21 protein-coding genes are annotated in these 19,628 nt (G+C 70.7%); 7 read left to right on the plus strand and 14 right to left on the minus strand.

What is annotated here, in order from left to right; translation table 11 throughout:
• Position 1: 1 nt before the first annotated feature.
• Genes ACK4YQ_RS02270 through ACK4YQ_RS02280 form a run of 3 tightly spaced genes read right to left on the minus strand, consistent with a single transcriptional unit; the run spans position 2 to position 2,631 of the window.
• A complete protein-coding gene (locus ACK4YQ_RS02270) occupies positions 2 to 406 on the minus strand; it encodes a VOC family protein (RefSeq protein ID WP_409607855.1) in 405 nt (134 codons plus the stop codon).
• 10 nt (positions 407 to 416) lie between these two features.
• On the minus strand, positions 417 to 1,940 hold the full coding sequence (locus tag ACK4YQ_RS02275; protein WP_409607857.1) for a DUF6504 family protein: 1,524 nt from the start codon (positions 1,938 to 1,940) through the stop codon (positions 417 to 419).
• Positions 1,858 to 2,631 carry an ImuA family protein gene (locus tag ACK4YQ_RS02280; RefSeq protein ID WP_409607859.1) on the minus strand — a complete coding sequence of 258 codons (774 nt, stop codon included), beginning with the start codon at positions 2,629 to 2,631 and terminating at the stop codon, positions 1,858 to 1,860. The genes ACK4YQ_RS02275 and ACK4YQ_RS02280 overlap by 83 nt, the downstream gene beginning before the upstream one ends.
• A gap of 206 nt (positions 2,632 to 2,837) precedes the next feature.
• Here ACK4YQ_RS02280 and ACK4YQ_RS02285 point away from each other — a divergent pair, with 206 nt between their 5' ends.
• Positions 2,838 to 3,962: a WD40/YVTN/BNR-like repeat-containing protein gene (locus tag ACK4YQ_RS02285; protein WP_409607860.1), complete on the plus strand. Its 1,125-nt coding sequence runs from the start codon at positions 2,838 to 2,840 to the stop codon at positions 3,960 to 3,962.
• Positions 3,959 to 4,234, plus strand: coding sequence for a MoaD/ThiS family protein (locus ACK4YQ_RS02290; RefSeq protein ID WP_409607862.1), 276 nt, complete (start codon positions 3,959 to 3,961; stop codon positions 4,232 to 4,234). Before ACK4YQ_RS02285 ends, ACK4YQ_RS02290 begins: the two co-directional genes overlap by 4 nt.
• Here the strand turns inward: ACK4YQ_RS02290 and ACK4YQ_RS02295 are convergent.
• Positions 4,231 to 4,608, minus strand: coding sequence for an MmcQ/YjbR family DNA-binding protein (locus ACK4YQ_RS02295; protein WP_409607864.1), 378 nt, complete (start codon positions 4,606 to 4,608; stop codon positions 4,231 to 4,233). The genes ACK4YQ_RS02290 and ACK4YQ_RS02295 overlap by 4 nt on opposite strands.
• A 133-nt stretch (positions 4,609 to 4,741) precedes the next feature.
• Between ACK4YQ_RS02295 and ACK4YQ_RS02300 the strand changes: the two genes are divergently transcribed.
• The gene (locus tag ACK4YQ_RS02300; RefSeq protein WP_409607866.1) at positions 4,742 to 5,248 is read left to right on the plus strand and encodes an NUDIX hydrolase; all 507 of its coding nucleotides are present in this window, start codon (positions 4,742 to 4,744) and stop codon (positions 5,246 to 5,248) included.
• Here ACK4YQ_RS02300 and ACK4YQ_RS02305 read toward each other — a convergent pair.
• From ACK4YQ_RS02305 to ACK4YQ_RS02330, 6 genes are all read right to left on the minus strand, one after another.
• Entirely contained in the window at positions 5,192 to 5,779 is a 588-nt protein-coding gene (locus tag ACK4YQ_RS02305; RefSeq protein WP_409607868.1) for an inorganic phosphate transporter, read from the minus strand. The two genes, ACK4YQ_RS02300 and ACK4YQ_RS02305, sit on opposite strands and share 57 nt — an antisense overlap.
• 14 nt (positions 5,780 to 5,793) lie before the next feature.
• Positions 5,794 to 6,696: an inorganic phosphate transporter gene (locus ACK4YQ_RS02310; protein ID WP_409607870.1), complete on the minus strand. Its 903-nt coding sequence runs from the start codon at positions 6,694 to 6,696 to the stop codon at positions 5,794 to 5,796.
• Positions 6,697 to 6,835: 139 nt separating this feature from the next.
• The gene (serA, locus tag ACK4YQ_RS02315) at positions 6,836 to 8,416 is read right to left on the minus strand and encodes a phosphoglycerate dehydrogenase (protein ID WP_409607872.1); all 1,581 of its coding nucleotides are present in this window, start codon (positions 8,414 to 8,416) and stop codon (positions 6,836 to 6,838) included.
• A gap of 105 nt (positions 8,417 to 8,521) precedes the next feature.
• Positions 8,522 to 9,706 (minus strand): phosphoserine transaminase, encoded by a 1,185-nt coding sequence (locus ACK4YQ_RS02320; RefSeq protein WP_409607874.1) that lies wholly within the window; start codon positions 9,704 to 9,706, stop codon positions 8,522 to 8,524.
• Between the two features lie 118 nt (positions 9,707 to 9,824).
• Entirely contained in the window at positions 9,825 to 10,271 is a 447-nt protein-coding gene (locus tag ACK4YQ_RS02325) for a hypothetical protein (protein WP_409607876.1), read from the minus strand.
• Positions 10,272 to 10,336: 65 nt separating this feature from the next.
• Positions 10,337 to 10,669, minus strand: a complete 333-nt coding sequence (locus ACK4YQ_RS02330) for a hypothetical protein (RefSeq protein ID WP_409607878.1) — start codon at positions 10,667 to 10,669, stop codon at positions 10,337 to 10,339.
• A 197-nt stretch (positions 10,670 to 10,866) separates the two neighbouring features.
• Between ACK4YQ_RS02330 and ACK4YQ_RS02335 the strand changes: the two genes are divergently transcribed.
• The 4 genes from ACK4YQ_RS02335 to ACK4YQ_RS02350 all read left to right on the plus strand — a co-directional run bounded on the left by ACK4YQ_RS02335 (position 10,867) and on the right by ACK4YQ_RS02350 (position 15,218).
• Complete coding sequence (locus ACK4YQ_RS02335) at positions 10,867 to 12,756, plus strand: ATP-binding protein (RefSeq protein ID WP_409607880.1); 1,890 nt, start codon at positions 10,867 to 10,869, stop codon at positions 12,754 to 12,756.
• 80 nt (positions 12,757 to 12,836) lie between these two features.
• Positions 12,837 to 14,060 carry a cytochrome P450 gene (locus tag ACK4YQ_RS02340; RefSeq protein WP_409607882.1) on the plus strand — a complete coding sequence of 408 codons (1,224 nt, stop codon included), beginning with the start codon at positions 12,837 to 12,839 and terminating at the stop codon, positions 14,058 to 14,060.
• 112 nt (positions 14,061 to 14,172) lie between these two features.
• A complete protein-coding gene (locus tag ACK4YQ_RS02345) occupies positions 14,173 to 14,496 on the plus strand; it encodes a hypothetical protein (protein WP_409607884.1) in 324 nt (107 codons plus the stop codon).
• An 86-nt stretch (positions 14,497 to 14,582) separates the two neighbouring features.
• Positions 14,583 to 15,218 carry a hypothetical protein gene (locus ACK4YQ_RS02350; RefSeq protein ID WP_409607886.1) on the plus strand — a complete coding sequence of 212 codons (636 nt, stop codon included), beginning with the start codon at positions 14,583 to 14,585 and terminating at the stop codon, positions 15,216 to 15,218.
• A 79-nt stretch (positions 15,219 to 15,297) separates the two neighbouring features.
• On the opposite strand, the gene ACK4YQ_RS02355 is transcribed toward ACK4YQ_RS02350, so the two are convergent.
• From ACK4YQ_RS02355 to ftsH, 4 genes are read right to left on the minus strand one after another with little or no spacing between them, the layout of a single operon-like run.
• Entirely contained in the window at positions 15,298 to 15,876 is a 579-nt protein-coding gene (locus ACK4YQ_RS02355; protein WP_409607888.1) for a nucleotidyltransferase family protein, read from the minus strand.
• The gene (thiD, locus tag ACK4YQ_RS02360) at positions 15,873 to 16,700 is read right to left on the minus strand and encodes a bifunctional hydroxymethylpyrimidine kinase/phosphomethylpyrimidine kinase (RefSeq protein ID WP_409607890.1); all 828 of its coding nucleotides are present in this window, start codon (positions 16,698 to 16,700) and stop codon (positions 15,873 to 15,875) included. Before thiD ends, ACK4YQ_RS02355 begins: the two co-directional genes overlap by 4 nt.
• Before the next feature lie 52 nt (positions 16,701 to 16,752).
• A complete protein-coding gene (gene folP / locus ACK4YQ_RS02365; RefSeq protein ID WP_409607892.1) occupies positions 16,753 to 17,562 on the minus strand; it encodes a dihydropteroate synthase in 810 nt (269 codons plus the stop codon).
• A 40-nt stretch (positions 17,563 to 17,602) separates the two neighbouring features.
• Positions 17,603 to 19,489 (minus strand): ATP-dependent zinc metalloprotease FtsH, encoded by a 1,887-nt coding sequence (gene ftsH / locus ACK4YQ_RS02370; protein ID WP_409607894.1) that lies wholly within the window; start codon positions 19,487 to 19,489, stop codon positions 17,603 to 17,605.
• Positions 19,490 to 19,628: the final 139 nt, after the last annotated feature.

Below are 19,628 nucleotides of genomic sequence, written 5' to 3' on the forward strand. Positions count from 1 at the left end.
GTCACGTCAGGTCGGTGAAGGGGTTCCAGGCCACCTCCCAGAGATTGCCCTCGGGATCGGCGAAATAGCCGGAATAGCCGCCCCAGAAGACGTCCTGGGGCGTCTTGACCGGCGCGGCGCCGGCGGCGAGGGCCTCGGCGAAGGCGCGGTCGACGGCCTCCTTCGAGGGTTCGTTGTGCGACAGGACCACGCCCGAAAACCCCGAGCCTTCCGACGATACGCCGGCGTCTTCAGCCGAGGCCTTTCGCGGGAAAAGACCGAGCCAGCTTCCTTCCAGGCGGAACATCACCATGTCGTCGCCGTCCGTGTAGTTGTGCGTCGGAAAGCCCAGCCCATCCCGGTAGAAGGCGACCATCCTCGGCAGGTCGCGGGCGCCCAGGGTGATCAGGCTGATCTTGGGTTTCATCGAGGTCTCCTCATCCGAACAGGCCATGCAGCCACCATTTCGCCGGTGTCCCGGCCACGTAGAGGCCGGCGCGGAAGACCCAGAAGCGCGCACCCTCCTGGTCCTCCACCCGGTAGTAGTCGCGCACGTGGGCGACGCTGACGTCCTCGATCGGCCCGCGCCACCACTCCTCCCCGATGCGCTCGGGCCCTTCGGCGGCCCGCACCCGATGCAGCCGGCCGCGCCAGCGGAACTGCACGGGCGGATCGTCGGGGATCGGCGCCATCGCCTCGATCGGCTCGGGCCGGCGGAACAGGCGCAGGGGCCGCGGCAGGTCGGCCGCCCAGGGCCGGGCTTGCGCAGGCTCGGCCAGGGGACCGGCCCGGCCCACGGCCCGCTCGGGGACATGGCTCTCCACCGGGACCGCCCGCCAGACGCGCTCGGCCCCCAGGCGGTTGGTCAGCCGATCAACCAGGGGAACGACGCCGGCCTCCGCAGCCGCCTCAGCGGCCTCGTCCAGGGCCGTCTGGCGCTCGCCCAAGATCTCGACCTCCGCTGCGGTCAGGGTCGCCGCCTCGATCCCGAATCCGGGGTCCACGTGCTCGAGCTTCGGGGCGAACAGGCGGGCGATGCGGTCGGCCTCTCGGCCGGGCCGGGCCAGGCCCACGGCCACCGCCTGCACCTTGCCGTCGAGGCGATGGAAGCCGAGTTCGAAGCGCCGCGCCCCCCGGCCTTCGGCCTGGAGCCGAGCGCAGAGCCGCATGGCGATGTCGCGCGCCACCCGGGCCAGGTCTTCCGGCGCGCTGATCGGCTCGGCGAAGGCCAGGCGGTCGAACCAGGGCGTGGGCGGGCGGCGGAAGGCCAGGGCTTCGCCCGCGCGGCCCAGCGCCTGGTCCAGGCGCATCAGCACCTCGCGGCCGAAGCGGCGGGCCAGCGGTCCCCGCGGCAGAGCCAGGAGTTGGGAGAGCCGCGCCAGGCCCAGTCGCGCGAGCTGGGCGGCGGTGTCCGGCTGAAGGCGCAGAGCCGCCGGCGGCAGGGGCTCCAGCGCCGCGGAACTCGCGCCGGGTGGAACGATGGTCCCGGTCCGCCCGAAACGGGCCACGGCCCAGGCCGCTCCGGGGGTGTCGGCGATCGCCCAGCGCACGCCGAGGCCGGCCTCCCCCAGCCGCCGGGCCAGGTCGGCGGCCATCTCGGCCTCCCCGCCCCACAGGTGGGCCACGCCCTCGATGTCCATGAACAGGCCGTCCGGCGGATCGGCCGCCACCGCCGGGGAGAAGCGCACGCACCAGTCCACCAGGGCTTCCAGGGCGGCCGCATCGGTCTGCGGCTCGGCCTCGGCGGTGACGAGGTCCGGGACGAGGGCGGCGGCGTCGGCCGCCTTCTGTCCCGCATACAGGCCCAGGGTCGCGGCGACGGCGTCCACCGCCGCCAGCCGCCGCACCCCGCGCACGGTCTCGACGAGGGCGAAGGGCTTATCCGGCGAGGCGGAGGGGGTGCGCCGGCGCCAGTTGTCGATCGCCCAGTGCGGCGACCAGGCGCAGAGGGTGCGTCCCATCGGTCTCTTCCCAGCTTGAGGGGTCGAAGGCGGCCGACGCCTCCAGGATCCAGGCGCCCGGCCGCCCGCCGCGGCAGCGCTCCAGGCTCGCCTGCCAGCGGGGCGCGCCCAGGCCGAAGGCCGCCGGGGCGCTGGGCGCGGACGCGACCCGCCAGCGGGTGGCCGCCGCCGAGCCCGCCGCCCGTTCCGCCCCGCCGCCATAGGGCCGGCGACGGATGACGAAGCCGACGCCGCCGCGCCGTTCGCAAGCCAGTTGAAGTCGCCGCCCGGCTGTCAGGTCCACCTCGTCCACTTCGGCGAACACGGCGGCCACGCCGGCCGTGGCCAGGGCGTTCTCGGCCACCGAGAGAGCCTCGGCCTCGTCGCGCGCGCAGACCTGGATCAGCCGGTCGGCGGGAAATCCCAGGCCCGCCAGGCCGGGGGCGAACAGGTCGTCGCGCCGCAGCACCCAGACCGCCTGACCCCGCCGGGCCAGCGGCGCGGCCATGAGGGCGGCGAAGGCCGCGGGCGCAGCGGCGGTCTCGGTCTCCAGCCCCTCGCCGATCAGTTCGTGCCAACGGCCCAGCGGCAGCCCCCCGCCCGGCAGGTGGGCGTCCAGCTCCGGCGCCCCGAAGGCCAGGACGCCGGCCTCGCGCCGGGCGCCCGCCTCGATGGCGGCGATCTGGGCCCGCAGGGCGCGGACGTCGGGCATGGCGGCGGACTCCTTTCGTTCGCATTTTGTTCTAGACCGGAGTCCGCGGGAGTCAATCACCCCCAGGTCGCGAAAGGCCGACGAAAAAAGTCCCGCGGGTCTGTCGGGACCGCCGCGGCCCCGGCGTCTTACAGGCGGCGCTGTTCCGGCGGCACGGCGCCCGCGGTATCATGTCCGCCATCGAACGGTCTCCAGGGAGGAAGGCCATGTCGAGTCCCATCCAACTGCTCGTCGGCACCCGCAAGGGCGCCTGGATCTACCGCTCCGACGCGGACCGCCGGACCTGGCGGGTGCAGGGCCCGATCTTCCTGGGCCACATCGTTAATCACCTGGTGCTCGATCCGCGCGACGGCCGCACCCTCCTGATGGCCGCCTCCACCGGCCACCTCGGCCCCACCATCTTCCGCTCGACGGACGGGGGGCGGACCTGGGCCGAGGCCGCCAGGCCCCCCGCCTTCCCAAGGGCCGAGGGCGAGGGGCCGGCCCGCTCGGTCGACCACAGCTTCTGGCTGGAGCCCGGCCACGCCTCCGAACCCGGCGTCTGGTGGGCGGGAACCTCGCCGCCCGGCCTCTTCCGCAGCGAGGACGGCGGCGCGACCTGGGAAGGCGTTTCCGGCTTCAACGACCACCCGATGTACTGGAAGTGGTGCCCGGAGGACGGCGGAACCCCCGACGGCGCCCTGCTCAACCAGATCCAGATCGACCCCCGCGACCCGAAGCACATGTACATCGCCACCTCCACCGGCGGCGTGTTCGAAAGCCTCGACCAGGGGGCGGGCTGGGCGCCGTTGAACCAGGGGGTGGAGGCCAACTTCTTCCCCGATCCCTATCCGGAATATGGACAGGACGCCCACTACATCGCCCTCGCACCCACCCGACCGGACCGGATCTGGCAGCAGAACCATTGCGGGATCTATCGCCTCGACCGTCCGGAAACCCGCTGGGAACGGATCGGCAAGGCGATGCCGCCGGAAATCGGCGACATCGGCTTCACCATCATCGCCCATCCCCGGGACGCGGACACCGCCTGGGTCCTGCCCATGGACGGAACGGAAGTCTGGCCCCGCACCAGCCCCGGGGGCCGTCCCGCCGTCTACCGCACCCGCGACGCGGGCCAAAGCTGGGAGCGCCAGGACAAGGGCCTGCCCGGCGAGCAGGGCTGGTTCACGGTCAAGCGGCAGGCCTTCTGCGCCGACCAGGCCGATCCCCTGGGCCTCTACTTCGGCGCCACCAACGGCGAGATCTGGATGAGCGACGACGAGGGCGAAGGCTGGCGCCTCGTCGCGCGCCACCTGCCCGAGATCTATTCGGTGAGCGCCGCGCCCCTATGAGCCCGCCCGACATCCAGGTCCTGATCCCCAGCCAGCTCACCTCCTACACCGCCGGGGCCAGCCGCGTGGCGGCCGCCGGGACGACAGTGGACGCGGTGCTGGAGGACCTGGACCGCCGCTTCCCGGGCCTGAGGTTCCGCGTGATCGACGAACAGGACCGCGTGCGCAGGCACATGCGCGTCTATGTCGGCCAGGACCGCGTCTTCGACCTCGCCACGCCCGTGGGCGCGGGGCAGGAAGTGCTGATCTTCGGCGCGCTGTCGGGCGGCTAGTCGAGCTGGCGGCTCAGCGCCTTCGGCGCGACCGCGACATAGCTCTGCTTGAGCCAGGCCTTCAGCGTGTCGAGCTCGGCCAGGACGTCGTCCTTCGGGCCGAAGTCGGCGATCACCCAGTTGTGCTGCTTGAACCAGCCCTTGGCCTCCCGCACAAACGGCAGGTGGGCCGCCATCTCGGCCGAGATCGGCAGCTTGAGGATGACGGTCAGGGCGTCCTGCGGCTGGTCCCTGTCGCCGAACACCGCAAAGCCCTTCTTTCTCACATAGAGGCCGCGGGTGACGCCGAAGGAGGGCCCGCTCGTCGTCTCGGGGAAGGTCAGGCCGTAGGCCGTGAGCGCGGCCTCGGCGCGCTGGTGAGGCGTCTGGGGCATGCGGGCTTCCGTCTGCTGCGGCGAGCTTGCGCGCGAGGGACCCGCCGGGCAAGCGCCGCGGCGGCCGATGACGCCCGGCGCGACACAGTCTAAGAGCCGGGCGAGGAGCCAGTCGTCAGAGGAATTGCACCGGATGCTTCGGCGCCTGTTCGCGCGCTCCGTTCGAACGCCGCCCCCCGGCGAGGCGCTGCAGGCCGGCGCCATTCCCTATGTGATCCAGGACGGCCTGGTGGTGTTCCTCGTCGTCACCTCGCGCGGGAGCGGCCGCTGGGTGTTTCCCAAGGGCGGACTCCTGGCCGGACTGACCCCGTCCCAGTCGGCGGCGGCCGAGGCGCTGGAGGAGGCGGGCGTCGAGGGCGAGGTGGACGACGAGCCGGTCGGCGCCTATGGCGACACCAAGCTCATCGGCGGCCGGGAGACGCCGGTCTCGGTGGCCATGTACCCCCTGCGCGTCACCCGCCAGCTCGAAGACTGGCCCGAGCGGCGGCAGCGTCGCCGCCACTGGGCCTCGCTGCTGGAGCTCCGCAGGCTCTTGACGACTCCCGGCCTGCTGAAGCTGGCGGAGCTGACCCAGGCGAGGGCCCTAGCCGCCGGTGACCCAGGCCAGCCCCAGGTAGAGCAGCCCCGCCAGGACGGCTGAGGCCGGAACCGTCACCACCCAGGCGGCGGCGATGCCCCAGGCGTGGTTTCGGCGCACGAGCTTGCGCTTCTCGCGCTTGGCCAGGCGCAGCACCGCCTGTTCGGGCGTGAGGCTGCGCTCGGCCGCACGCAACGGCACCGGCTCGTTGGCCCCTATGCGGCGGCGCAGGCCGCGGTTGGTCAGCGCCTCGCGCAGCAGGCCGACCCCGAAGATTCCGCCCACGGCGATGTGCGTCGAGGACACCGGCAGGCCGAACGCGGAGGCGACCAGCACCGTCACCGCCGCCGAGAGCGCCACGCAGAACGCGCGCATGGAATCCATCTTGGTGATCTGTTCGCCTACGGTGCGGATCAGCCGGGGGCCGAACAGGGCCAGGCCCAGGGAGATGCCGAGCGCGCCGATCATGAGGATCCACATCGGCAGGGTCACGGCGGCGGGCGCGGAAACGCCGTTCTCGACCGCAGCGGCGATGGCCGCCAGCGGGCCCACCGCATTGGCGACGTCGTTGGCGCCGTGGGCGAACGACAGCATGCCCGCGGCGACGATCAGGGGGGCACGAAGAGGCTGCTGATCTGCTTGCGGCGGTTCTCCATCTCGTGGCTGCGCATCCGCACCCAGGGCACGGCCGCCGCCCAGGCGAGGCCGAACACCACCGCAGCGATGGTCCACACGAGCCCGTCCGCCGGCCGCCAGATGCGCTGCAGCCCCTTGGTGAGCAGGTAGAGCGCAAAGACGCCAGCCATCAGCGCCATCAGCAGCGGCACCCAGCGCCGGGCGGCCGCCACCCGGTCCTCGCGGAACAGGATCGCCCACTTGATGAAGGCCAGGATCGCCGCGGCGATCAGTGCGCCAAGGAGAGGCGATACGATCCAGCTGGCGACGATCGCCCCGACGACGGGCCAGACCACGACGTCCGGCCCCACGGCCGCGATCGCCGCCCCCAGCACCGCGCCGACCACGGCATGGGTGGTGGACACCGGCGCCCCGAGCACGGTGGCGATGTTGATCCACACGGCCGCGCAGAACAGGGCCGCCATCATCACCTTGATGAAGTCGGGGGCGGGCATGTCGGCCGGGGCGACGATGATGCCCTTGGAGATGGTCGAAACGACGTCCCCGCCGGCCAGGATCGCCCCGGCCGCCTCGCAGAGCGCAGCGATGGCCAGGGCCGCGGCCATGGGCAGCGCCTTGCCGCCGACGGCGGGCCCCATGTTGTTGGCGACGTCGTTGGCGCCGATGTTCAGCGCCAGGTATCCGGCGATGAGCGCAGCGAAGATCAGATAGACGCCGAGGGGGCCGTGGGCGACGACCGTCACGGCGAAGATCGCCACAGCCAGCAGGAACAGCGCCGCCAGACCGGGCATGGCGAGCTGACGCGACAGGTCCATGGTGGCGGCCTGCAGCCGTCCGACCTTCTTCAGGTCCTTGTCGAGAGTGGTCTTCCGCAATGCGCCGCCGATTCGATCTTCCGTACACGGCGCACTAGCAGATCACGCCGCAGTTCAAAGGGCGTATCGAGCGACCGTGTCGACTTCACGCGCCTGGCGGGTCCCCCGGAGGCCGTGCGACGGGCCTCCGGGGAAGGGCTCAGAACCGCAGGACGCGGGCTTCCTTCACATGCGGAAGAGCGCGGATGCGCTCCAGCAGGTCGCCCACCGGCGGCTGGTCCACGCCCACCAGGGCGATGGCGTCCTCGCCGGCCGACACCCGGCCCAGGTTGAAGGTCGCGATGTTCACCCCGGCGTCGGCCAACAGGGCGCCCAGGGCGCCGATGAAGCCGGGTTTGTCGAGATTGTTCACGTATAGCATGGTCGGGCCGAACGGGGCGTCCAGGTCCATGCCCTTGACCTCCACGACCCGCGGCGTGCCCGCCAGCACCGAGCCGGCGAAGGAGCGCTTGCCCTTCTCGGTGGTGATGGTGACCCGCATCAGGCTTTCGTAGATCGGCGAGTCCTCCTGGTGGGACTCCGAGACGGTGATCCCGCGCTCCTTGGCCACGGCAGGCGCCGAGACCATGTTGACCGCGTCGCCCAGCATCGGGCGCAGAACGCCCGCCAGCGCCGCGGCCGTCAGCGGCCGAGCGTTCAGCTTGGAGACCTCGCCCTCGTAGGCGATGTCGATGGCGGTGATGCTGAAGTCCACCATCTGGCCGGCGAAGGCGCCCAGCTTCTCGGCCAGGGCGATGAAGGGCTTCAGGCGCGGCGCCTCCTCGGCCGTGACCGAGGGGCTGTTCAGGGCGTTGGTCACCGCCCCGGTGAGCAGGTAGTCGCTCATCTGCTCGGCCACCTGCAGGGCGACGTTTTCCTGGGCCTCGTTGGTCGAGGCGCCCAGGTGCGGCGTGGCGATGAAGTTCTCCGCGCCAAACAGCACGTTGGCCTTGGCCGGCTCCTCGACGAACACGTCGAAGGCGGCCCCGCCGACGTGGCCCTCGTCCAGGAGCTTGCGCAGACCGGCCTCGTCGACCAGGCCGCCGCGGGCGCAGTTGATGATGAGCACGCCCTTCTTGGTCTTGGCCAGGTTCTCGGCCGACAGGATGTTGCGGGTCTTGTCGGTGAGCGGCGTGTGCAGGGTGATGACGTCGGCGCGCGCCAGGAGATGGTCCAGCTCCACCTTCTCGACCCCGATCTCCACCGCCCGTTCCGGCGACAGGAAGGGATCGTAGGCCACGACCTTCATCTTCAGCCCGATGGCGCGGTCGGCGACGATCGAGCCGATGTTGCCGGCGCCGATCAGGCCCAGGGTCTTGCCGTACAGCTCGATCCCCATGAAGCGGTTCTTCTCCCACTTGCCGGCCTGGGTGGAGACGTCGGCGGCGGGCAGTTGGCGAGCCAGGGCGAACATCATCGCGATGGCGTGCTCGGCGGTGGTGATCGAGTTGCCGAACGGGGTGTTCATCACCACGATCCCGGCGGCGGTGGCGGCCGGGATGTCGACGTTGTCCACGCCGATGCCGGCGCGGCCGATCACCTTCAGGTTCTTGGCGGCGGCGATGACGTCCTTGTCGGCCTTGGTGGCCGAGCGGACGGCGAGGCCGTCGTAGTCGCCGATGATCTTCAGCAGCTCGTCCTTGGACAGGCCGGTCTTCACGTCGGCGTCGACGCCGCGCTGCTTGAAGATCTCGATGGCGGCCGGGGAAAGCTTGTCGGCGATGAGTACGCGGGGAGCCATGGGCTTCATCCTTGCGAATAGGGGGTCGGAGGCTCCGTCCGCCTCCTCGCCCTCATCCGGACGGGCGAGGGCGAGGAGGGGTCTGGAGCTTGGATCGTCTGGAATTCAGGCGGCGGCCAGTTCGGCCACGACGGTCTCGAACGCCCAGTCCAGCCAGGGCGTCAGGGCGTCGACGTCCGAGGTCTCGACCGTGGCGCCGCACCAGATCCGCAGGCCCGGAGGGGCGTCGCGGTAGCCGCCGACGTCGAGGGCCGCGCCCTCCTTTTCGAGCAGGCCGGCGAGCTTCTTGGCGAAGTCGGCCTGGGCGGCCTCGGGCAGGCCCGTGACCCGCGGATCGACCACCTTCAGGCACACCGAGGTGTTGGAGCGGGCGGCCGGATCCTCGGCGAGGAACTCAACCCACGGCGTCTTGGCGACCCAGTCGGCCAGGATCGACAGGTTGGCGTCGGCGCGGCGCTGCATCTCGGCCAGGCCGCCGATCGACTCGGCCCACTTCAGGGCGTCGATGGCGTCCTCCACGCACAGCATCGAGGGGGTGTTGATGGTCGCGCCCTCGAAGATGTCGAGGCTGACCTTGCCGCCCTTGGTCATGCGGAACAGCTTGGGCATGGGCCAGGCCGGCGTGTGGCTCTCCAGCCGCGCCACGGCGCGAGGCCCCAGGATCAGCACGCCGTGCGCACCTTCGCCGCCGAGCGCCTTCTGCCAGGAGAAGGTGACGACGTCGAGCTTGGCCCAGTCGAGCTTCTGGGCGAAGGCCGCGCTGGTCGCATCGCAGATCGTGAGGCCCTCACGGTCGGCGGCGATGAAGTCGGCGTTGGGCACGCGCACGCCGGAGGTCGTGCCGTTCCAAGTGAAGACGAGGTCCGCGTCCTTGCGCACCTTGGCCAGGTCCGGCAGCTGGCCGTAGGGCGCTTCGAGCACCTCGGCCGGCAGCTTCAGCTGCTTGACGACGTCCGTCACCCAGTCCTTGCCGAAGGACTCGAAGGCCAGGAGCTGGATCGGCCTGGGCCCCAGCATCGACCACATCGCCATCTCCACGGCGCCGGTGTCCGATCCGGGCACGATGCCGATCAGGAAGTCGTCGGGAACCTCCAGCACCGCGCGGGTGCGGTCGATCGCGTCCTTCAGCCGGCCCTTGCCGAGCTTGGAGCGGTGCGAACGGCCGAGCACGGCGTTCCTGAGGTTTTCGGGGGTCCATCCAGGGCGCTTGGCGCACGGGCCGGAGGAGAATTCGGGGCGAGCCGGGCGCATGCCGGGCTTGGCGAGGGTCGTCACTGCGATGTCTCCCATCCTTGCAGATGGGCTGCGCCCCGTTGGGAGGGCGTGGCCCGCCGCGCAGAAACCGCCATTCTGCCCATCTGGCAAGCGAAACTTTTCTGGGGGCGCCGCCAGAAATGGCGCCGAAGCGTCAGGCCGCCTCGGCCGGCCTGGCCCGCGCGCGACCGTTCGCCGCAAGGGCGCCGGCCAGAAGGCAGCTCAGCACCCCGAAGAGGTCGATGTTGTTGACGATGGAGTAGAGCGGGTCATACGGCCGCTTCAGCACGAAGTAGAAGGCGTGCAGGCTGAACTGCACCGCCTGGAACAGCATGGCCCCGCCCAGCCACAGGCTCGTGTAGCGCACCGCCACGAACAGGAAGCCCATGGCCAGCAGGCCGTCCGCCGCCAGATGTCCCACCTGGCGCGCGTTGTCCTTGAGTCCAATTTCGATGAGGCCGCCGAGCAGCGCGACCAGCAGGATCAAGGCGGCGCCGAACCGTTCGGGTGGGCCGCCCTTCCAGAGCGCGTAGCCGCAGACTCCGAAAATCAGGAGCCACAGGCCGGCCCAGACGATCTGAATTAGGCTCGGAATGACCATGTGTTGCGCCCCTAAACCGAATTAGGGGCGCAACACCAGTTAATCTATCGCAACCAGGCGGCCGATCAGCCGACTTCGCGCATCTCCGTGCGGCTTTCGCCGCGCATCAGGAACTTCATCGGCGTGTCCATCTTTGTGCGGACGCCGAGACGGAGCTTGGCTTCGTTCAGCTCGTTGTGGACGCCGACCATGGCCGTGCGGGCTTCGCCCAGGGCCTTGATGGCTTCGATCAGCTTCGAGGCGGCCTCGTCGCCGAACACCATCGACGCGCCGAGGTCCTTACGGGCCTGCAGCATGTCGCTCATCAGCTCGGTGGCTTGGGCCAGGGCCGCATCCACCGAATCCTCGGTCGCGAACAGCTTGGTGGCGACCCGCTGCGCGACAAACGCCTTCTCCATGGAACCCTCCTTTAACCAGACATCAAGGAAGGTAAACCAAAGGTTAAGCCTCGTCTAACGGAAAGGCTGCGGCGTTCGCGCGCAGAGGTTGCAAGCTCGGCCGCGCGGCGTCCTGTCGCGCTTCGGCGCCCCGAATCCGGGCGCCGAACGAAGCGAAGCGTTAGGACTATTGGGGTACGGGAAATGCTCGGCGGACCATGAGCATGACCGATCAGGCCAACATCCGAGGCGCGCAGCAACACGCGACGTTCCACGCGCGGGTGGCCGGCATCGCCCTGATCACCACGATCGCGGTCCTCATGGCCGCGTGCCTGACGTTCATGCTGCAGCAGTGGGCCGTGGCCCGCGAACAGTCCAACGACGCGCACAAGGCGCTGGCCGAGATCGCGGCCGCCGCGGCCGCGCCAGGGCTCGCCGCGGACGACGCCAAGGCCGCGCAGCGGGCCCTTACCGTGATGTCCCACGCCGAGCGCGTGGCCGCCGCCCATCTGGTGGACGCCGAAGGCCGCCCGGTCGCCGACTATGTGCGCCCGGGGCCGGGCCTGAAGGACGGCGCCACGGCCATCCGCGCCGACGTGGGCCTCGGCGGCGAGCGTCTGGGCGAACTGATCCTGACCGTCGAGCCGCCTTCCCTCAGCGCGATGCTGCCCCAGTTCTTCGCCCTGACGGCGGCCCTGTTCTTCGGCGGCGTCGGCGTGGCCCTGTTCCTGGCCCGCGGCCTGGCGCACCGGGTCATCGCCCCCGTGCAGAGCCTGTCGGAGGCCATGCACGCGGTCGCCGCCTCCGGCAGTTTCGCGCCGATTCCGGTGACGGCGCAGGACGAGCTCTTCCGCAGCCTGACCCAGAGCTTCAACCACCTGCTCTCGCGGCTGGACGCGCGCGAGCAGGACCTGCACCGCACGCTGCAGGAACTGGTGGTCGCCCGCGACGCCGCGAACACCGCCAACGTCCTGAAGTCCCAGTTCCTGGCCAACATGAGCCATGAGATCCGCACGCCGCTGAACGGCGTGCTGGCCATGGCCGAAGTCATGTCCATGGGCGAGCTGTCCGAGGCCCAGCGCGAGCGGCTGGACGTGATCCGCCAGTCCGGCGGCCTGTTGCTGTCGGTGCTCAACGACGTCCTGGACCTGTCCAAGATCGAGGCCGGCAAGCTCACCCTGATGGACGACGACTTCGAGCTGGAGCGGGTGATCAATCCGGCGCGGGAGAGCTATGCGGTCCTGGCCAAGGCCAAGGGGCTAGATTTCACGCTGCGCATCGCCGAAAGCGCCCGCGGCTGGTGGCGCGGCGACGCCGACCGCCTGCGCCAGATCGCCGGCAACCTGATCTCCAACGCGATCAAGTTCACCCCGGACGGCGCGGTCTCGGTGATCTTCGACGTCAACCCGGACACCGGGGCTCTGCGCTTCTCCGTCGAGGACACCGGGGTCGGCATCCCCGAGGGCAAGCTCTCGAGCCTGTTCGAGAAGTTCACCCAGGCCGACAACTCCGCCACTCGCCGCTTCGGCGGCACGGGCCTGGGCCTGGCCATCTGCCGCGAGCTGACGCAGATGATGGGCGGGACCATCGCCGTGGCCAGCCACGAGGGCCTGGGCTCGGTCTTCACGGTCGAACTGCCCTTGCCGCGGGGTGAGGCGCCGGCCGAGGAGTTCGCCGCCCCGGCCGCCGAGGAGACCGAGCCCGGCGCCCTGCACATCCTGGCCGCCGAGGACAATCCCACGAACCAGCAGGTGCTGACCGCGGTGATAGAATCCCTCGGCATCGACGTCGACATCGTCGCCGACGGCCGGGCGGCCGTGGACGCCTGGCGTTCGGGGACCTACGACCTGATCCTGATGGACATTCAGATGCCGGTGATGGACGGCATGGACGCCGCGCGCGCCATCCGCGCCGAAGAGCGGCGCGCCGAGCGCAGCCGCACCCCGATCGTCGCCCTCACGGCGAACGCGCTGAGCCACCAGGTCGAGGAGTACCTGGCGGTCGGCATGGACGGCCACGTCGCCAAGCCGATCGAGATCGCCAAGCTCTACGAGGCGATCGGCCACGCCCTGGCCGCCAACTCCAACGACGCGTCGGTCGCCGCCTGAACCTGTGCGGCCAAGGCGCGGGGGACGTTGAATCCCCCGAAAATCGGCGCACACTGCGTCAAAACAGACGGGGAGACGCCGTGAGCGACCAGCAGACTGCGACGCAGGTCTGGAACATCGTCCAGACCACCGCCTTCGATCCCGACGCCCGCACGGACCCCCACGGCCGGCTCAAGGACCTGCGCGAGGCCTGCCCGGTCATGCGCGACGAGCCGGTGAAGACCTGGTTCCTCACCCGCTACGCCGACGTGCGCGAGACGGTGAACGACCGAAGCCTCTGGCGCCATTGGAGCCGGGCCGAGCCTGGCGCGCTCCTGCGGCGCATGGACCAGGACCCGGACGAGCCGCGCACCGACAGCATCCTGTCCATGGACGAGCCGGACCACAGCCGCGTACGCCTGCCCCTGGCCAAGGCCTTCTATGCGCGGATCAATGCGATGAAGCCGCGAATCGAGGCGATCATCGACGAGGTGATCGACGCCGCGCCGGCCGATGCGCCCTTCGACCTGATCGGCGAGATCGGCATCCCGATACCGATCCTGGTGATCGCGGCCATCCTGGGCGTGGAGCAGCACCGCTACCGCGAGTTCCGCGAGTGGTCGGAGGCCTCGATCCTGGGCCTCAATCCTCTCCGCACGCCGGAAGAGACCGAGCGGATGGAATGGGGCTCGGGCAAGCTCGCCGACTATTTCACCGAGCTGATGCAGGCTCGCCGCGCCGCACCGCAAGACGACCTGATCAGCGATGTCGTCGCCCTGCAGGCGCAGGGCGCGCCGCTCTCCGACGAGGAGGTTCGCGTCAATCTCTCGGCCCTGCTCATCGGCGGCAACCTCACCACCACGGACCTGATCGGCAACGGCGTGTGGCTCCTGCTGCGGCACCCCGCGGAGCTGGCCAAGCTCAAGGCCGACCCAAGCCTTGCGGCGGCCGCCGTCGAGGAGATCCTGCGCTACGAGTCCCCGGTCGCCATCACCAATCGCGTGGTTTCGGACGAGCGCCGGGTGGGCGGGTGCCCGATGCACGCCCACCAGTCGGTGATCACCTCGCTGCACGCGGCCAACCGCGACCCCGCCGTGTTCGACGACCCCGACCGCTTCGACATCACCCGCAAGCACGTGCCGCATGTGGCTTTCGGCGGCGGCAGCCACATGTGCATCGGCGCCCCGCTGGCCCGCATCGAGGCCAAGCAGGCCCTGGCCCGGCTGTTCGAGCGCTTCCCTGACCTGAAGCTCGCGGGGCCGGAGCCGACCTGGCGGGCGCTTCCGTTCTTCAGGGGCATGGAAGCCCTGATCGTCCGAGGCTGAGGCGCCGGCTCCAAGCTGAACGCCCGACAACGGCGGCCTCAGGCTGAGGTCAGCCGCCCTGCGGTTTCCTGCGTGCGTCGTCACCCCCGACGACCGCAAGGAGACCCTACTGATGAAGACGATCCTCATCGCCCTCGCCGCGGCGTCGACCCTCTCGGCCGCAGCCGCCGCGCCCGCGGCCGCCGCCCCCTGGCGCCCCGTCGATCAGCGCCAGGGCGAACTCGACCGACGCATCGACATGGGCGTGCGCAACCATTCGCTCACCCGCGCCGAAGCCGCGCGCCTGCACGGGGAGCTGCAGCGCATCGTGCGCCTGGAGCGCCGCTACCGCCAGGACGGCCTCAGCCGCTGGGAAATGGCCGATCTGGACCGCCGCATGGACGGCTTGAGCCGTCAGATCCGCGTCGAGCGGCACGACCGCCAGCACCGGCGCTGACCCCACGCCCGCAACCGATCCGCCGCGAATGGGTTTCCTCAGCCTCCTTCGCGGTTGGAACGCCACCGGACGAAAGGACCGAAACAATGAAGACCATCGCAAGACTGTCCCTCATCGCCGCCTCGGCTCTCGCCATGACCGCCGGCGCCGCCCAGGCCCAAGGCTGGACGCCGATCAACGCCCGCCAGGCGAGCCTGGACGACCGGATCGACGCGGGCGTGCGCAGCGGCGACCTGTCCCGCGAAGAAGCGATCCGGCTGCGCGGCGAATTCCGCCAGATCCAGGCGCTCGAAGCCCGCTATCGCTCGGGCGGCCTCTCCGACTGGGAACGCCGAGATCTCGACCGGCGCATGGACGCCCTGTCCATCCGCGTCAGCTCCGAGCGCACCGACCGCCAGACCGGATCGGGCTGGTACGGCGGCCGGGGCTGGACCGACCAGCGCGGGGAGTGGGTGTCGATCAACCGTCGCCAGGACCAGCTCGACCGCCGCATCGAGGCCGGCTACCGCAGCGGGCGCCTGACGCCCCGGGAGGCCACCCGCCTGCGGGCCGAGTTCAACGCCCTGGAGAAGCTGGAAGCGCGCTACCGCGTCAACGGCCTGTCCGGCCGTGAGCGGGCCGACCTCGACCAGCGCTTCGACCGGCTCGCGGCGAACCTTCGCGAGGAGGCCCGCGACGGCCAGCGTTACGGCTACGGCTACGGCGGCTACGACCGCCGCTGAGCCGAGGGCATGGAGAGCGCCCGGCTGGACGGGGGCGGCGAGAGCCGCCCCCGTTTCACGTGGGCGCCGGCCTGCGGCCTCAGTCGATGATCGTCAGCTCGGGCCAGCGACGGCGGGCGGCCTCCGCGGTGCGGGCGAATCCGGCCGTCCACCGCCTCGGGTTCGGCCGAAGCTTCAGGTCGAACAGATCGTCCAGGCCGAAGGGGGCGACCAGCGTCATGGCGCCGTCCGGCTCCAGCCGCGCGCCCACCGAAAAGGTGGTGCTGGTGAAGCGCTCGAGCGCCTCGGACGTGTTCGCCAGGGGTGTGTAGGCCTCGCCAAACTTGTCCTCGAACCACAGGTGCACGCGCGCCTGGTTCCGCACTTCCACCATTTCGCGGAGCGGCGGTTCGAAGGCGGCGGCGACCCGCCGGATCACCGCGTCTTCGGCCTCGTAGGTCGTGTCCGACGCGTCGTAGTAGCCGAGGTCGTAGTCCTTGATCCCATAGTCCGGCGCGCGACCGGTCAGGTGGTTCAGCACCGGCTGGTAGACCGCGCCGGAAAACACCAGCCAGTCCGGAAGGGCCAGGCCACGGGCCGTCTCCAGCACCCGCATCAGGCCGGGCGTCGCCCTCAGGATCGCCTCCAGACGGGCCGACTGTGTGGCCTTCGCGCTCATCCGCCCCGTCCCCTCAGCGGCCAGGCGTGGTCCAAAGGCCCATGTCCGGCGCCGAAGCCGGGAGCGCTGGCCATGGCCTCCTGCACATAGGCCCAGGCCCGGGCGACGGCCTCGGCCAGGGGCAGGCCCTGGGCGAGCCCGGCCGCGCAGGCCGAGGCCAGGGTGCAGCCGGTGCCGTGGGTGTGGCGGGTCTCGAGCCGCGCCGCCGCAAAGGTCGTCTCGCCCTCCGGCGTGATCAGCACGTCCACCACCGTTTCGCCGGGCACGTGGCCGCCCTTCATCAGCACCGCCCCCGCGCCCATCGCCAGCAGCGCGTCCCCGGCGCGGCGCTGGTCGTCGGGGCTCTGCACGGAAAGGCCGGTCAGCGCCTCCGCTTCGGGCGCATTGGGCGTGAGCAGCGCCGCGCGCGGAATCATCAGCGTCCTCACCGCCTCCACGGCCTGCGGCGCCAGCAGGGCCGCCCCGCCCTTGGCCACCATCACCGGGTCGACCACCGCCGGGATCGCCGCCGCGGATTCGAGGACCGCGGCCACGCACTCCACCGTCTCCACGGCGCCCAGCATGCCGGTCTTGATTGCGTCGGCGCCGATGTCCTCAAGGACCGCCCGCGCCTGGCCGGCGACGATGTCGAGCGGGATCGGATGCACGGCGCTGACGCCCAGGGTGTTCTGCACGGTGATCGCCGTCACCGCCGTGGCCGCGTAGCCGCCAAGCGCCGTCACCGTCTTGATGTCCGCCTGGATCCCCGCGCCGCCGCCGGAGTCGGACCCCGCGAGGATCAAGACGCGGCCCAGGGCCTGGGCGGAGGGTGGTGCGGCGCTCATGCCGCCTTGTTCCACATCCTGGCCTGCGCTTCGAGAGCCACGCTCAGGAACCCTATGGGCGGCCGTCCTGAATCGCCGACCACACCCGTAGCGCCTGGACGGTTTCGCGCACATCGTGGACCCGCACCGCCGAGACGCCCGCCGCCGCGCCCGCAAGCGCCGCGGCGATCGAGCCGCCAAGCCGCGCCTGCGGCCCCGCACCGCCGTCAAGGGCGCCGATGAAGCTCTTGCGGCTGGCGCCCAGCAACACCGGAAACCCCAGCGCGGCGACCCGGTCCAGTCCGGCCAGCAGCGGCAGGTTGTGGCGGGTCACGTGCTTGCCGAAGCCGACGCCGGGATCGAGCCAGATCTTCTCCGGCGCAACGCCCGCCGCGACCGCCGCCTGCGCCCGCTCGTCCAGGAACGCGCAGACCTCGCCGACCACGTCGGCGTAGCGCGGCTCGCGCTGCATGGTCCCCGGCTCGCCCTGCATGTGCATGAGCACCACCTCGCAGCCGAGCTCGGCGGCGGCCTCCGCCGCCTGTGGACCGCCGCGAAGGGCGCTGACGTCGTTCCAGATGCTCGCGCCGGCCGCCACCGCCGCCCGCGCGACGGCAGGCTTCATCGTGTCGATGCTGACGGGGATGTCGCTTTCGGCCCGGATCGCGGCGATCAGGGGGACGACGCGTTCGATCTCCTCATCCTGCGCCACCGGCCGGGCGCCGGGGCGGGTGGATTCCCCGCCCACGTCCAGGATGTCCGCCCCCTCGGCTATCAGGCGCCGGGCATGGGCCAGAGCATCGCCGTGGTCCAGCCAGCGCCCGCCGTCGGAGAAGCTGTCCGGCGTGACGTTGACGATGCCCATCACCCGCACGCGCGGCATGGCGCAGGCCTTTTCCGGCTCAGCCGTCAGGAGCGCAGGCTCAGGCCGGCTCCGGATCGGCCGGGCGCGGCGAGATCGGCACGGCCGCCGACGGGCCGGAGGGGCGCTTGGACTCGACCTCGTCGCGCTTCGGCGGCACGCCCTTCAGCGCGTTGACGATCTCCTCGCCGGACAGGGTCTCGTACTCGAGCAGGGCCTTGGCCAGGGTGTGCAGGTCGTCGAGCTTCTCGGTCAGGATCCGGCGGGCCTCGTCGAAGCCGCCCTGCACCAGGCGCTTGACCTCGGCGTCGATGATCCGCGCCGTCTCTTCCGAGACGTTCTGGGTGCGGCTCACCGAGTGGCCCAGGAACACCTCGTCCTGGTTCTCGCCGTAGGCCACCACGCCGAGCTGGTCGGAAAAGCCCCACTTGGTCACCATCGCCCGCGCCAGCTTGGTCGCCTGGTCGATGTCGGAGGAGGCGCCGGAGGTGATCTTCTCCTTGCCGAAGATGATCTCCTCGGCCACCCGCCCGCCCATCAGGATGGCCAGGCGCGAGGTCATCTCCTGATAGCTCATCGAAAGCTTGTCGCGTTCGGGCAGCTGCATGACCATGCCCAGCGCCCGGCCGCGCGGGATGATGGTCGCCTTGTGCACCGGGTCGGTGGCCGGCACGTTCAGCGTCACCAGGGCGTGGCCGCCCTCGTGGTAGGCGGTCAGACGCTTCTCGTCCTCGGTCATGGCCATCGACCGGCGCTCGGCGCCCATCATGACCTTGTCCTTGGCGTCCTCGAAGTCGCGCATGGTGACCATGCGGCGGTTCTTGCGGGCGGCCATCAGGGCCGCCTCGTTGACGAGGTTCGACAGGTCCGCGCCGGAGAAGCCCGGGGTGCCGCGGGCGATCACCTTCACGTCCACGTCGGCGGCCAGCGGCACGTTCTTCATGTGCACGCGCAGGATCCGCTCGCGGCCGTTGATGTCGGGGTTGGGCACCACGACCTGGCGGTCGAAGCGGCCAGGACGAAGCAGCGCCGGGTCCAGCACGTCGGGACGGTTGGTGGCGGCGATCAGGATGATGCCTTCGTTGGCCTCGAATCCGTCCATCTCCACCAGCAGCTGGTTCAGGGTCTGCTCGCGCTCGTCGTTGCCGCCGCCGAGGCCCGCGCCGCGATGACGGCCCACCGCATCGATTTCGTCGATGAAGATGATGCAGGGGGCGTTCTTCTTGGCCTGCTCGAACATGTCGCGCACGCGGCTGGCGCCGACGCCGACGAACATTTCCACGAAGTCCGAGCCGGAGATGGTGAAGAAGGGCACGCCCGCCTCGCCCGCGACGGCGCGGGCCAGCAGCGTCTTACCGGTGCCGGGAGGACCGACCAGCAGCGCGCCCTTCGGAATCTTGCCGCCCAGGCGCTGGAACTTCTGCGGGTCCTTGAGGAAATCGACGATCTCGGTCAGTTCTTCCTTGGCTTCGTCCACGCCGGCCACGTCGTCGAAGGTGACGCGGTTCTTGTTCTCGGTCAGCAGCCGCGCCTTGGACTTTCCGAAGCCCATGGCGCCGCGCGCGCCGCCCTGCATCTGGCGCATGAAGAAGATCCACACCCCGATCAGCAGCAGGATCGGCAGGCTGTTCAGCAGGAAGCCCAGCAGGGTGAAGCCGCCGGCCGGCTTGACCTGGATGTCCGCGCCCTGGCTCTCCAGGCGCTTGACCAGCTCGTCCTGGTTCTCCGGGGTCACGGCCGTGTAGGTCTTGCCGCTCTGGTCACGGATTTCGACGGCCGTGCCGCGGATCACGGCCGACTTCACGTCGCCGGAGTTCACGCGGCTGAGCAGGGTCGAGTAGCTGATCTCACTCGTCGCGGCCGCGTGTCCGCCGCCGGTCATCATGCTGTACAGACCGATCAGGACGACGACGATGACGCCCCAGATGGCGAGATTACGAAGGTTCATGATGGCTCAGACCGTCTCGAAAAACTTGTTCGCCTTGAAGATAGGACGCCGTTCGCCGTTTCACCAGCAAGCGCCGCGCCAGCGCGACCGAAGACCGCGCCTTGGCCATGGCGCGCAAACCTTGACCGTACAAGAGAAA

The sequence above is a fragment of the Phenylobacterium sp. genome (assembly GCF_046291545.1).
In the GTDB taxonomy this organism is placed as follows: Bacteria; Pseudomonadota; Alphaproteobacteria; order Caulobacterales; family Caulobacteraceae; genus Phenylobacterium.